The sequence below is a fragment of the Kitasatospora sp. NBC_00240 genome (assembly GCF_026342405.1).
Lineage (GTDB): Bacteria > Actinomycetota > Actinomycetes > Streptomycetales > Streptomycetaceae > Kitasatospora.
On record NZ_JAPEMU010000001.1, the window covers coordinates 4,309,843 to 4,322,729 of the forward strand.

Genomic DNA, 12,887 nt, shown 5'->3' on the forward strand with positions numbered 1-12,887 from the left:
CCGGTCCAACGAGCACCAGAGGCCCGGCCGGAGGTCGATGTGTCCGCGAGCATCAATCCCACAGTGCGCCGCCGAAGGCTCGGCGCCGAACTGCGGCGCCTGCGCGAGACCCTGGGAATGACGGCGGAGGAGGTGGCCGGTCGACTGATGGTCTCCCAGTCCAAGATCAGCCGCCTGGAGAACGGCCGCCGCAGCATCAGTCAACGGGACGTCAGGGACCTCTGCGACGTCTACAACGTCGACGACGAGCGGATCCGCGCCGGGCTGATGGAGATGGCCAGGGAGTCCCGGCAGCGCGGCTGGTGGCACGAGTTCAGCGACATCCCCTACAGCGTCTACATCGGCCTGGAGGCGGAGGCCTCCTCGATCCGGGCCTACGAGTCGTCCTTCGTACCGGGACTGCTGCAGACCCAGGCGTACGCCGAGGCCGTGGTGCAGGGCACCCAGCCGGACACCGACGCCACGGCCGTGTCACGGCGGGTGGAGGTGCGCCTCAAGCGGCAGAGCCGGATCTACGGCGAGAACCAGCTGGGCAGCCTCTGGGCGGTGATAGACGAGGCGGTGCTGCGCCGCGAGGTCGGTGGCTCGGAGGTGATGTACCGCCAGCTGAACCAGCTGCTCGAGCTGAGCGCCCGCTCCAACATCAATCTGCAGGTGATCCCGTTCAGGCACGGCGCCCACCCCGGCATGACCGGGACATTCTCCCTCATGGAGTTCCCCGAGTCCGCGGATTCGACGGTTGTCTACTTCGAAGGGGTGACAAGCGACCTCTACCTGGAGAAGGACGCCGACGTGCGCCGCTATACCGGACTGTACGACCACCTGAGGGCCGCAGCCCTGAGTGTCGCGGAGAGCCGGTCACTGATAGCCAAGATCGCAGAGGGGTACCAACCATGACCACCAAGTTCGAGAACGGTCTCACCTGGCGCAAGAGCAGCCACAGTGGCGGCAACGGTGCCTGTGTGGAGATCGCCGTGCCGAGCGCGGCCGCCGTCGCGGTACGCGACTCCAAGGACCCGCACGGTCCGCAGCTGCACTTCTCCAAGGAGGCCTGGGCCTCGTTCGCCACCGCGGCCGGCTCGGGATCGTTCGGCGAGATCTGACCCGCCCTCACTTGTTGTCACAGTCCCGCCCGCACCGGTGCCCGCCGTCGTCCGGCGGCGGGCACCCACGGTCCCGGCGCCCCGCCCCCGCCCCCGAGTACGCCCCCGGTCAGCGGACCACCGGGTAGCGCACCGCCCAGGCCGTCCCCTCCCCTGCGTCCTGGCCGTGCAGTTCCGGCCCGTGCATCAGCTCCAGCACGAAGTCGTCCGCGAGCTCCAGAATCGTCCCCCGGCCCTCCAGCGCGGCCAGCAGCTCCGGCGGCAGTGCGGTGTCCCCGTGCAGCGCGCCGAGCAGGTTGCCGCAGATCGCACCGGTGGAGTCGCTGTCCCCCGAATGGTTGACCGCGAGCAGCAGGCCGGACTTCACGTCGTACGCCACCAGCGCGCAGTAGACGCCGATCGCCAGCGCCTCCTCGGCCACCCAGCCCTCGCCGAGCGCCTCCACCCGCTCCGCGGACGGCTCGCCGGCCCGGACGGCGTCCAGGGCGCCCCGCAGCGCCGCCGTGGTCTCCTCGTGCGACGGGCGCTCGGAGAGGAGCGCCAGCGCGAGGTGCACGCCCTCCTCCAGGGTGCCGCCGCGGGCCACCGTGTGGACGATGACCGCCAGCGCGCCCGCCGAGAGGTAGCCGGTGGGGTGGCCGTGCGTCAGCACCGAGCACTCCACCGCGAGCTGGAAGACCAGCCCCGGCTCCCATGAGGTGAGCAGCCCGAAGGGCGCGGCCCGCATCACCGTGCCGCAGCCCTTGGAGTGCGGGTTCTTGGGCGCGTCCAGGGTGCCCAGGCGGTCCGCCTGGGGGCCGGAGAGTCCGGACAGGCAGGCCTGGCCGGGCGCCCGCTGGGCGTACAGCCACTCCTCGCGGCCGAGCCAGCCGAGATCCGGGCGCCGCTCGTCCGGCCCCCAGTCGCGCTGGGTGGCGGCCCACCGCAGATAGGCCAGGTGGACGTCGGTGGGCGGGTGCCAGCCGCCGCTGTCGCGGCGGATGTGGGCCCGGATCAGGCCGTCCACGGTGAACAGGGACATCTGGGTGTCGTCGGTTATCGCACCGGTCCGGCCGTAGGCGGGGACGTACCCCGTCACCCCCTGCGGGCCGTGCACGGCCTGGATCTTCTCCAGCGACTCGAACTCGATGCCGGCCCCGAGCGCGTCACCGATCGCCCCGCCGAGCAGGCAGCCGCGCACCCGGCTCCGGAAATCCTGCTGCTGCGCGCGTGACCACAGTGGCATCACGAGTCGGAACCTTTCGTCCAGAGGTCGCGGGAGCACCCTCTCCCGGCCCTCGGCCCGGGAGGCACTCCCAAGCCGGAGGTTGGGGCAACCGCGCCCGACGACGGTTCGCGCGCCCCCGCACTGTATTCGAATTGTTCGGCGGGTTGACCGGTTCCCCCGCACAGCAGCTCTTCAACAAACTGTTGCCGCCGCGCCATCCGGCGGCCACGGGTCACCACCCGGCACTGCCTAGCGTCCCGATCATGACCACCACCCGCACCCGCCTGACCACCGCGCTGGCCCTCACCGGCGCGCTGACCCTCGGCACCCCCGCGCTGGCCCTCGCCGCCGCCCCGGGCCCCCAGGAGGCCCCCGCCGCCTCGCGGACGGCCGCCCGGCACGCCGTCCCCTTCACCGCGGCGAGCGCCGTCCAGCAGGCCGACGGCAGCTTCACCCTGACCTGGACCGCGCCCGGCACCCGCGACGTGACGGTCTACGCCGGCACCGACCAGGAGGACATCCGCCACCGCAGGCCCGTCGCCAAGGCCGCCGGCTCCGCCACCGTGACCGTCACCGGCCTGGCCTCGGCCGACCGCTGGTTCTTCGAGCTCGTCCCGGACCACGGCGAGTCGCTGATCGTCGCCGACCGCTCGCTGCACCTCGCCTCGGCGCCCAACTTCCGGGACGCGGGCGGCTACCGCACCACCGACGGCAGCTGGGTCCGGATGGGCGTCGTCTACCGCTCCGGCGACCTCAGCAGGCTCACCGACGCGGACCTCGCCAAGCTGCGCCGCCTCGGCGTCCAGGAGGTCTTCGACCTGCGCACCCCCGCCGAGCAGAAGGCCGCGCCCGACCGCGTCCCGGCCGGCGCCACCGTGGTCGCTGCCAACGTCCTGGGCGTCGCCGACACCGGCGCGTTCAACGTGACCAGCCCGCAGGCCGCCGTCCAGGTGATGATCGACGCCGAGCGCACCATGGTCTCCGCCGACAGCGCCGAGGCCGCCTACCGGACCGTGCTCAACTCCCTGGTGGAGCGCGACGACCAGGGCGTGCTCTTCCACTGCACCGCCGGCAAGGACCGCACCGGCTGGGCCTCCGCCGCGCTGCTCACCGCCCTCGGCGTGCCGCGCGCCACGGTCGAGGCCGACTACCTGGCCAGCAACACCTACCGGGCCGCCGAGAACGCCGCCACCCTGGCCCAGCTGCCGCCCGCCTACCAGGCGATCTACAAGCCGCTGCTGGACGTCCGGCCGGAGTACCTGAACGCCGGCTTCGACGAGGTGCGGCAGAAGTTCGGCTCCTTCGACGCCTACCTCAGGTCCGGCCTCGGCCTGGACGACCGCGACCTGCGCGACCTGCGCAGCCAGCTGCTGGTGGGCTGAGGACGGCAGGACAGGGCCGGCCCCGCCCGGCGGCCCGGGCGGGGCGACGGCCCGTCCCCCGCCCGCCGGTGCGGCGGCCGGCGCCCCGCCGGGCCCCTACTCCAGCACCGGCAGCAGCGCCGGCAGGTGGCCGTCCGAGGCCAGCGCCGCCCCGCGGCGCTCGGCGGGCACCTCGCCGTAGGTGGTGGTGCGCTGGCGGTGCGGTCGCCCGGCGGCCTCGGCGATCGCCTCCAGGTCCCGGACGGACTTGTAACTGCCGTACGCCGACCCGGCCATCCGCGAGATGGTCTCCTCCATCAGCGTGCCGCCGAGGTCGTTGGCGCCCGAGCGCAGCATCTCGGCGGCGCCCTCCGCGCCCAGCTTCACCCAGCTGGTCTGGATGTTGGGGATGTGGGTGTGCAGCAGCAGCCGGGCCATCGCGACCACCACCCGGTTGTCCCGGGCGGTCGGGCCCGGCCGGGCGATGCCGGCCAGGTAGACCGGCGCGTTGGTGTGGATGAACGGCAGGGTCACGAACTCGGTGAACCCGCCGGTGCGCTGCTGGATCCCGGCCAGCACCCGCAGGTGGCCCAGCCAGTGCGCCGGGGTGTCCACATGGCCGTACATCATCGTCGACGAGGAGCGGATGCCCAGCTCGTGCGCGGTGGTGACCACCTCGACCCAGGTGGCGGCCGGCAGCTTGCCCTTGGTCAGCACCCAGCGGACGTCGTCGTCGAGGATCTCGGCGGCCGTCCCGGGGATGCTGTCCAGGCCGGACTCCTTGGCCTGCTGGAGCCAGTCCCGGATGGAGAGGCCGGTCCGGGTGGCGCCGTTGACGACCTCCATCGGGGAGAACGCGTGCACATGCATCCCCGGCACCCGGGCCTTCACCGCCCGGGCGATGTCGAAGTACGCGGTGCCCGGCAGGTCGGGGTGGATGCCGCCCTGCATGCAGACCTCGGTGGCGCCCACGTCCCAGGCCTGCGCGGCGCGGTCGGCGACCTGCTCCAGCGAGAGGGTGTAGGCGTCGGCGTCGGTACGGCGCTGGGCGAAGGCGCAGAACCGGCAGCCGGTGTAGCAGACGTTGGTGAAGTTGATGTTCCGGGTGACGCAGTAGGTGACGGTGTCGCCGACCGCGTCCCTGCGGACGTCGTCGGCGATCCGGCAGAGCGCGTCCAGTGCCGGGCCGTCCGCGTGCAGCAGCGCGAGGGCCTGGTCGTCGGTGAGCCTGGTCGGGTCGTCCGCGGCCACCGCCAGCGCCTCGCGGACGTCGCCGCTCAGCCGCTCGGGGGCCGCGCCGGCGACCTGCTCGCGCAGCGCGTCCCAGTCCCCGTACACGTCCTCGAAGTCGGCCCGGCGGTCGCCGGTGCGGCCCTCGGTGTCGATGGTGCGGTGCAGGTCGGTCCGTCCGTACGAGGCGGGCAGGTCCTCGGGCTCCTGCCAGGGCAGGCCGGCCGGCATCGCGCCCTCCCGGGCCAGGCCGGTGACCGGGTCGGCGAGCGCGTTCACGTGCGGCAGGATCCGCGGGTCCAACCAGGGCTCGCCGCGCAGCAGGTACTCGGGGTACACGGTGAGGCGCTCGCGCAGCTCGAAGCCGGACTCGGCGGTGCGGGCGGCGAGGTCCTCGATGTGCGGCCACGGGCGCTCGGGGTTGACGTGGTCGGGCGTCAGTGGCGAGACGCCGCCCCAGTCGTCGATCCCCGCGCCGATGATCAGCGCGAATTCGGAGTCAACGAGGTTCGGCGGCGCCTGGATCCGCGCCGAGGGGCCGAGCACCAGCCGGGTGACGGCGATGGCGGCGGCCAGCTCCTCCAGCTCGGCGTCCGGCATCGCGCGCATCGCGGTGTCCGGCTTGGCCCGGAAGTTCTGCACGATCACTTCCTGGATCGCGTGGTACTGCCGGGCGGTGCGCCGGATCGCGAACAGCGCGTCGGCCCGCTCCTCGTACGTCTCGCCGATCCCGATCAGCACGCCGGTGGTGAAGGGGACGGCGCTGCGCCCGGCGTCCTCCAGCACCCGCAGCCGTACCGCCGGCTCCTTGTCGGGCGAGCCGAAGTGCGGGCCGCCGGGCTCGGACCAGAGCCGGGTCGCGGTGGTCTCCAGCATCATGCCCATCGACGGGGCGACCGGCTTCAGCCGCTGGAAGTCCGTCCAGGTGAGCACGCCCGGGTTGAGGTGCGGCAGCAGGCCGGTCTCCTCCAGCACCCGGATCGCCATCGCCCGCACGTACGCGAGGGTGTCGTCGTAGCCGTGCGCGTCCAGCCACTCGCGGGCCTCGGGCCAGCGGTCCTCGGGGCGGTCGCCCAGCGTGAAGAGGGCCTCCTTGCAGCCCAGCGCCGCGCCCTGACGGGCGATCTCCAGCACCTCGTCCGGCGAGAGGTACATGCCGTGCCCGGCCCGGCGGAGCTTGCCCGGCACCGTGACGAAGGTGCAGTAGTGGCACTTGTCCCGGCAGAGCCGGGTGAGCGGGATGAACACCTTCTTGGAATAGGTGACGACGCCCGGACGGCCCGCCGCCTCCAGGCCCGCGTCGCGGACCCGGGCCGCGCTGGCGCAGAGGTCGCGCAGGTCGTCCCCGCGGGCCTGCAGCAGCACCGCGGCCTCGGCCGCGTCGAGCGCCACGCCGTCCCGTGCCCGGCGCAGCGCCCGCCGCATTCCGTTGCTGGTCGGGCCGGGTGTGCCGGGGGAGGCCTCGGTTGCGTCCATGCCGCGACGATACGCCAGCATTCGACCTCGGGAGGACGTGACCCTGAGGTGGGATCAGGGTCACGTCCGCCGTCCGATGGTCCGTGAGATGTATGCGGATCTGGCCCTGCGGAGCGATGCCCGATGGCCGGCCGAGGCGTCTAATGGAGCAGGAAGGGGCGATCCGCCACGGGCTACGGAGGGGTTGAACGTGATGACGGACCACACGACGACGGCGAACGGGGAGGACGGCGCGCCGTACCGCTCCGGGCGGCGCACCGCGGTACGGATCCTGGTGCCGGTGGTGGTGGCCGGTACGGTCGCCGCCGGCATCGGCCTGGTGCCCGCGCTCGCCGACGGACGCTCGCCGGAGCTGCCGGCCCTGACGGCGGAGCAGCTGGTGGCGAAGGCGCTCGGCACCGAGACGCAGACCATGTCCGGGACGGTGCGGATCAGCGCCGACCTGGGGGCGCCGGCCCAGCTGCTCGGCGCGGTCGGCGGCCTCGACACCGGCGGCCAGGGCGGCGGCGCGCAGGGCTTCGACCCGTCGGCGCCGGCGCCGGAGTCCAAGCTGGTGGGCCTGCTCGGCGGGGAGCACACGCTGCGGGTCGCGGTGGACGGGCCGGACCACCAGCGGGTCGGCCTGATCGAGCAGCTCGCCGGGTACGAGCTGGTGCGCAGCGGCGACCAGGTGTGGGCCTGGGACAGCGCCTCCAACGAGGCCGTCCACCTGGCGCTCCCGCAGGGCGACGGGCACCGGGCGCCGACGCCCGGCCTGCCGGCCGGTGTGCCGGTCACGCCGCAGGAGGCGGCCCGGCAGTTCCTGGCCCTCGGCGCGGGCACCACCTCGGTCACGGTGGACGGCACGGCCACGGTGGCCGACCGCAAGGCGTACCAGCTGAGCGTGAAGCCGACGCAGTCCGGCTCGACGCTGGGCGAGGTCCGGATCGCCGTCGACGCCGGCACCGGCGTGCCGCTGGCCGTGGTGGTGAAGGCCACCGGCGGCGCCACGGTGTTCGACGCGCACTTCAGTGACGTCTCCTTCGCCAAGCCGGACGCCAAGACCTTCGAGTTCAGCCTGCCGAAGGGGGCGAAGGTCGTCGAGCAGAAGGCGGGCGAGCCGAAGGCCGGCGGGCAGCCGGGCGCCGGTGCGGCCGACGCCGGCCGGGGTGCCGAGGAGGCCAGGGCCGCCAAGGACTCCCTGAACGTGATCGGCGAGGGCTGGACGACGGTGGTCAGCCTCAAGCTGCCCGCTGGGGAGATCCCGGCCGAGGCGGCGGGCCGGCACGGTTCCGAGGTCGCCGGGCAGAGCGTCCAGTCGCTGGCCCGGGCGCTCGGCAAGCCGGTCAAGGGCGGCTCGCTGATCAGCACCAAGGTGCTGAACGCGCTGGTCACCGATGACGGCCGGGTGTTCGCCGGCGCGGTGACGCTGCCGGTCCTGCAGAGTGCGGCCGGAGTGAAGTGATGACCCAGGCTCCCTCCACGGAGCCGACCGGGGGCCGGACCGCGGATGCGCGTCCGGCCCCCGTGGTCGCCTCCTCCGCCGCTTCCGCTCCCCCCGCCGTGTCCGCTCCGGCCGCCGTGTCCGCTCCGGCCGCGGGCCCGGCCGCCGACCACGTGATCAGCACCACCGGCCTGACCAAACGCTTCCGTGGTGGCCAGCTCGCGGTGGACGGCCTCGACCTGACGGTGCCCCGGGGCAGCGTCTTCGGGTTCCTCGGTCCCAACGGCTCCGGGAAGACCACCACGATCCGGATGCTGATGGGCCTGATCGCGCCGACCTCCGGGCGGGCGACGGTGCTCGGCGAGGCCATGCCGCAGTCGGTGGGCGGCGTGCTGCCCCGGGTCGGCGCCCTGATCGAGGGGCCCGCGCTCTACGGCTTCCTGTCCGGGCGCGACAACCTCGCGCGCTACGACGCGGCCGACCCGACCGCGGACCCGCGCACCCGGGACCAGCGGGTCCGGGAGGCGCTGGACCGGGTCGGGCTGACGGCGGCGGCCGGCAAGAAGGCCCGCGCGTACTCCCTCGGGATGAAGCAGCGCCTGGGCCTGGCCGCGGCCCTGCTGCAGCCGCGCGAGCTGCTGGTGCTGGACGAGCCGACCAACGGCCTGGACCCGCAGGGCATGCGGGAGATCCGGTCACTGATCCGGGAGGTCGCGGCGGAGGGCACCACGGTGTTCCTCTCCTCGCACCTGCTGGACGAGATCGAGCAGGTCTGCACGCACGCCGCGGTGATGTCGCGCGGCCGACTGGTGGTGCAGGGCACCGTCGCCGAGCTGGCGGCCCGTGCCCAGGGCCGGCTGGTGGTCCGTACGGACGACACCGCGGCGGCCGCCGAGGTGCTGGCCGCCCACGGGCTGAGCGGCGCGGTCGTCTCCGAGGGCCGGGTGGACGCCGAGGCCGGCAACGCCGCCGAGGACACGCTGCCCAAGCTCTGCGCGGCGCTGGTGGAGGCCGGGGTGCGGGTGCGGGGCTTCGGCCTGGAGCGGGGCACGTTGGAGGACGCCTTCGTGGCGATGACCGGGGAGGGCTTCGATGTCGCGGGTTGAGACGGTGGCGGAGGCCGGGCCGGGCCGGGCCGCCGGGGTGGCCCCGGCGGCGGGCGGGCGCCAGCCGCGGACGGCGGCGGGCAGCCTGGCGCTGGTGCGCAGCGAGCTGTCGCTGACCTTCCGCCGGACCAGGACGATCGCGCTGCTGGGCATCATGGCGGTGCTGCCGGTGCTGATCGGCACGGTGGTCCGGATCGAGACCGGCGGCGCGCAGGGCGGGCAGGGGCCGGCCTTCGTCGCGCAGGTGACCCAGAACGGCCTGTTCCTGGTGTTCACGGCGCTGGCCGTGGCACTGCCGGTCTTCCTGCCGATGACCGTCGGTGTGGTGGCGGGCGACTCGATCGCGGGCGAGGCGGCAACCGGGACCTTGCGCTACCTGCTGGTCGCGCCGGCCGGGCGGACCAGGCTGTTGGTCGCCAAGTTCACCGCGGGGCTGGCGTTCTGCCTGGCCGCGACGGCCACCGTCGGGCTGTCCGCGCTGGCGACCGGCGCCGCGCTCTTCCCGCTCGGCGAGGTGACGCTGATCTCCGGCGACACCATCAGCTTCGGCGAGGCGCTGCTGCGGGCCGTCCTGGTGGTCGGGGTGGTGGCCTGCTCACTGGCCGGCCTGGTGGCGATCGGCCTGTTCATCTCGACGCTGACCGGCAGTGGGATCGCGGCGATGGCGAGCACGGTAGGCCTGGTGATCACCGTGCAGATCCTGGACAGCTTCCCGCAGTTGCACGCCGTTCAGCCGTTCCTCTTCACCCACCACTGGCTGACCTTCGGGGACCTGCTCCGGGAGCCGATGTACTGGGACGGCGTGCTGAAGAACCTCGGGCTGCAGGCCTTCTACGTCGCCGTGTTCGGCTCGGCGGCGTGGTCCCGCTTCACGAGCCGGGACATCACCTCCTGAGCGGGGCACAAGCACCGCCGGCGCCCCCGCCGGCCGCCGCCCTCAGCGGGTGGCGGCCGGGGCGGTGGCCTGCTCCAGGCCGGTGACGGCGACGGGCGGCAGGCCGGTGACCCGGTCCGCGCGCAGCCGGCGCAGCGCGTCCCAGGTGAGCAGCGCGAGGGCGCCCCAGACCAGGGCGAACCCGGCCCAGCGGGCGGGCGCCATGGTCTCGTGGAACACCGCGATGCCGATCAGGAACTGGAACACCGGCGCCAGGTACTGCAGCAGGCCGAGCACGGTCAGCGGCACCCGGACCGCCGCGGCGCCGAAGCAGAGCAGCGGGACGGCGGTGATCAGGCCGCTCAGCACCAGCAGGCCGGAGTGGCCCCACCCGTACGAGCCGGGGACGGTGTGGCCGAAGGTGCCCTGGCCGCGGGCGGCGAGGTAGATCAGGTAACCGAGGGCGAAGGGGAACATGAAGGCGCTCTCGACGGCGAGGCTCTCCAGCCCGCTGAGCGCGACCTTCTTCTTCAGCAGCCCGTAGACGGCGAAGGAGAACGCCAGGGTGAGCGCGATCCACGGCAGCCGGCCGTAGCCGACCGTCAGGACGGCCACCGCGAGGGCGCCGATGCCGACCGCCGCCCACTGGGCCGTTCGCAGCCGCTCGTGCAGCAGCAGGACACCGAAGGCGATGGTGACCAGCGGGTTGATGAAGTAGCCGAGGCTGGTCTCGACAACGTGCCCGCTGTTGACGCCCCAGATGTAGACGCCCCAGTTGACCGAGACCAGGGCCGCCGCCGCGGCCGACATGGCGAGCCTGCGGGGCTGGCGCAGCAGCGGCCGGATCCAGCCCCAGTGACGTTGCGCCAGCAGCATCAGGACGACGGCGAACAGCGACCAGACCATCCGGTTGACCAGGATGTCGTCGGCCGTGCTGGGTTCCAGCAGGGGCCAGAACAGGGGGAAGAGCCCCCACATCCCGTACGAGGCGACTCCGAACCAGAGGCCTCGGGTGGCCTCCTGTGGGGATGTCTCTGGCATGACGGCCTGCCCTCCGCGCGCACGGGTGTCGAGCCGACGGTAGCGGGCGGAAGGCAGGATGTCATCTCCGTATTCGCATTTTGGTCATGACACGCTTGGGGAGGTCAGGTCAGCGGGCCAGCGCGGCCTTCACGGTCTCCGCGAGCGGGGTGGTCGGACGGCCGATCAGCCGGGCCAGGTCGCCGTTGGAGCGGGCCAGCTCGCCCCGGGCGATCCCGGCGTCCACGTCCACCAGGATCTCGGCGAAGGCCGACGGCAGGCCGGCGCCGAGCAGCACCTGGAGGTGCTCGTCGGCCGTCACGTTGCGGAAGGCCACCGGGCGGCCGGTCTGCTCGGCCAGCTCCGCCGCGAACTCCTCGAAGCTCCAGGCCGTGTCGCCGGCCAGCTCGTACACCCGGCCCTCGTGGCCCTCGCCGGTGAGCACGGCCACGGCCGCGTCGGCGTAGTCCCGGCGGGCGGCGGAGGCCACCCGGCCCTGACCGCTGCTGCCGACCGGGCCGCCGCGCTCCACGGTGCCCGCCAGGTCGGCGGTGTAGTTGTCGGTGTACCAGCCGTTGCGCAGCAGCACGAACGGCAGGCCGCAGGCGCGGATCGCGGCCTCGGTCGCCTTGTGCTCGTCGGCGAGCCGGAACCCGGCCTCGTCGCCGCCGAGCACTCCGGTGTAGGCGAGCAGCGCGACGCCGGCGGCCTTGGCCGCGGCCACCACCGCGAGGTGCTGCGGGACGCGCTGCCCGACCTCGCTGCCCGAGATCAGCAGCACCTTGTCGCCCGCGTGGAAGGCGGCGGCCAGGGTCTCGGGCCGGCTGTAGTCGGCGATCCGGACGTCGACACCGCGGGCCGCCCAGTCGGCGGCCTTCTCGGGCGAGCGCACCGCGACCGCGATCTCGGTGGCGGGGACCTTCTCCAGCAGTCCCTCGACCACGAGGCGGCCGAGCTGTCCGGTGGCGGCGGTGACGACGATCATGCGGTGCTCCTGGGGTGGGAAGGTCCGTTGGCTTCGAAACTCACCCTAGGCACTGCACTAACTATTCGAAAGTACGCACTTTGAAGTAGGGTACTGATGTGGAGGTAATGGCATGAAGGTGATCACCGAGGCCTCGCCGCTCGACCGGGCCCCCGACGTCTACGACCGGATGTGTCCGTCCCGGGGCGTGCTGGAGCACGTCACCAGCCGCTGGGGCGTGCTCGTGCTGGCGGCGCTGAGCGAGCGCGGCTACCGCTTCAGCGAGCTGCGCCGGCGGGTGTCCGGAGTGAGCGAGAAGATGCTCGCCCAGACCCTGCAGACCCTGGAGCGCGACGGCTTCGTGCTGCGCGAGGCGCACCCGGTGATCCCGCCCCGGGTCGACTACAGCCTCACCCCGCTGGGCGAGGAGGCCGCCGAGCTGGTCTCCACCCTGGCGCACTGGTCCGAGCGGCAGGTTCCCGCCGTCCAGCAGGCCCGCACGCGGTACGACGCCAAGCCCCGCTGACCCCGGGACGGCTGCCGACCCCGGGCCGCCCTCAGGCCCGGTCCGACCCGGGGGCTCCGGCTGGTGGTCACCCGTGAGCCAGCTCCGGTGGAACGGACCGTGCCGCTGACCACGCTGGACGGCAAGGCCAAGGCCGGCATCATCGACCGCCACTACCCGGAGGGGGAGATCGAGCGGTTCGTCCCGGTCGAAGGGCTGGGCCTGCCCTACGGGCCGGTCCACCTGCTGCTCGACGCCGACCGCGGCGAGGAGTTCTGCGGCGTGGTCCCCAAGGACGCCATGGCCACCGTGGCCGGACGCGGCCGCAGCCTGCTGACCATGGAGGAGGGCATCGCCTTCGTCACCCTCCACCCCCGGGCGCTGGCCAAGAACACCTGCTTCTCGCTGGGCGCCGCGCGCTGCGGCGACCGCCGGGTGCCGGCGCTCCGGATCAGCCAGGGCGCGCCGAAGCTCGGCTGGTGCTGGGAGGGCCGCACACCTGGCTCGACATGGCCTCCGCCGGTGGCCGCGCCGGCGCCGTGTCGTGAGATGACTGCGGACACGGGCGGGAACCGACGGTGCCCCACCTGAGTGGGTTCCGGTGGGACACCGTCGTCC

The 12,887-nt window shown here is 73.5% G+C and carries 12 protein-coding genes; 8 read left to right on the forward strand and 4 right to left on the reverse strand.

Features of this window, described 5'->3' with window-relative positions; genetic code table 11:
* The first annotated feature begins 39 nt into the window (after positions 1-39).
* Positions 40-897: a helix-turn-helix transcriptional regulator gene (locus OG689_RS18130; RefSeq protein ID WP_266321616.1), complete on the forward strand. Its 858-nt coding sequence runs from the start codon at positions 40-42 to the stop codon at positions 895-897.
* The gene (locus OG689_RS18135; protein ID WP_266321618.1) at positions 894-1,103 is read left to right on the forward strand and encodes a DUF397 domain-containing protein; all 210 of its coding nucleotides are present in this window, start codon (positions 894-896) and stop codon (positions 1,101-1,103) included. The genes OG689_RS18130 and OG689_RS18135 overlap by 4 nt, the downstream gene beginning before the upstream one ends.
* A 109-nt stretch (positions 1,104-1,212) precedes the next feature.
* On the opposite strand, the gene OG689_RS18140 is transcribed toward OG689_RS18135, so the two are convergent.
* Positions 1,213-2,328 carry an ADP-ribosylglycohydrolase family protein gene (locus OG689_RS18140; RefSeq protein ID WP_266321620.1) on the reverse strand — a complete coding sequence of 372 codons (1,116 nt, stop codon included), beginning with the start codon at positions 2,326-2,328 and terminating at the stop codon, positions 1,213-1,215.
* A 245-nt stretch (positions 2,329-2,573) separates the two neighbouring features.
* On the opposite strand from OG689_RS18140, the gene OG689_RS18145 reads away from it, so the two are divergent.
* The gene (locus OG689_RS18145; RefSeq protein WP_266321622.1) at positions 2,574-3,692 is read left to right on the forward strand and encodes a tyrosine-protein phosphatase; all 1,119 of its coding nucleotides are present in this window, start codon (positions 2,574-2,576) and stop codon (positions 3,690-3,692) included.
* A gap of 96 nt (positions 3,693-3,788) precedes the next feature.
* Here the strand turns inward: OG689_RS18145 and OG689_RS18150 are convergent, their stop codons facing one another.
* Positions 3,789-6,377, reverse strand: a complete 2,589-nt coding sequence (locus OG689_RS18150) for a bifunctional FO biosynthesis protein CofGH (RefSeq protein WP_266321624.1) — start codon at positions 6,375-6,377, stop codon at positions 3,789-3,791.
* A gap of 193 nt (positions 6,378-6,570) precedes the next feature.
* Here OG689_RS18150 and OG689_RS18155 point away from each other — a divergent pair, with 193 nt between their 5' ends.
* The 3 genes from OG689_RS18155 to OG689_RS18165 are packed head-to-tail and all read left to right on the forward strand — an operon-like array spanning position 6,571 to position 9,801.
* Positions 6,571-7,821, forward strand: a complete 1,251-nt coding sequence (locus OG689_RS18155; protein ID WP_266321625.1) for a DUF2092 domain-containing protein — start codon at positions 6,571-6,573, stop codon at positions 7,819-7,821.
* Positions 7,821-8,906 (forward strand): ABC transporter ATP-binding protein, encoded by a 1,086-nt coding sequence (locus OG689_RS18160; protein ID WP_266321626.1) that lies wholly within the window; start codon positions 7,821-7,823, stop codon positions 8,904-8,906. Before OG689_RS18155 ends, OG689_RS18160 begins: the two co-directional genes overlap by 1 nt.
* Entirely contained in the window at positions 8,893-9,801 is a 909-nt protein-coding gene (locus OG689_RS18165) for an ABC transporter permease subunit (protein ID WP_266321627.1), read from the forward strand. The genes OG689_RS18160 and OG689_RS18165 overlap by 14 nt, the downstream gene beginning before the upstream one ends.
* A gap of 42 nt (positions 9,802-9,843) precedes the next feature.
* Here the strand turns inward: OG689_RS18165 and rarD are convergent, their stop codons facing one another.
* The gene (gene rarD, locus OG689_RS18170; RefSeq protein WP_266321628.1) at positions 9,844-10,821 is read right to left on the reverse strand and encodes an EamA family transporter RarD; all 978 of its coding nucleotides are present in this window, start codon (positions 10,819-10,821) and stop codon (positions 9,844-9,846) included.
* A gap of 109 nt (positions 10,822-10,930) precedes the next feature.
* Positions 10,931-11,785, reverse strand: coding sequence for an NAD(P)H-binding protein (locus OG689_RS18175; RefSeq protein WP_266321630.1), 855 nt, complete (start codon positions 11,783-11,785; stop codon positions 10,931-10,933).
* A gap of 112 nt (positions 11,786-11,897) precedes the next feature.
* Between OG689_RS18175 and OG689_RS18180 the strand changes: the two genes are divergently transcribed.
* Positions 11,898-12,290, forward strand: a complete 393-nt coding sequence (locus tag OG689_RS18180) for a helix-turn-helix domain-containing protein (RefSeq protein WP_266321632.1) — start codon at positions 11,898-11,900, stop codon at positions 12,288-12,290.
* A gap of 99 nt (positions 12,291-12,389) precedes the next feature.
* Positions 12,390-12,860 carry a DUF5701 family protein gene (locus OG689_RS18185; RefSeq protein ID WP_266321634.1) on the forward strand — a complete coding sequence of 157 codons (471 nt, stop codon included), beginning with the start codon at positions 12,390-12,392 and terminating at the stop codon, positions 12,858-12,860.
* Positions 12,861-12,887 lie beyond the last annotated feature (27 nt).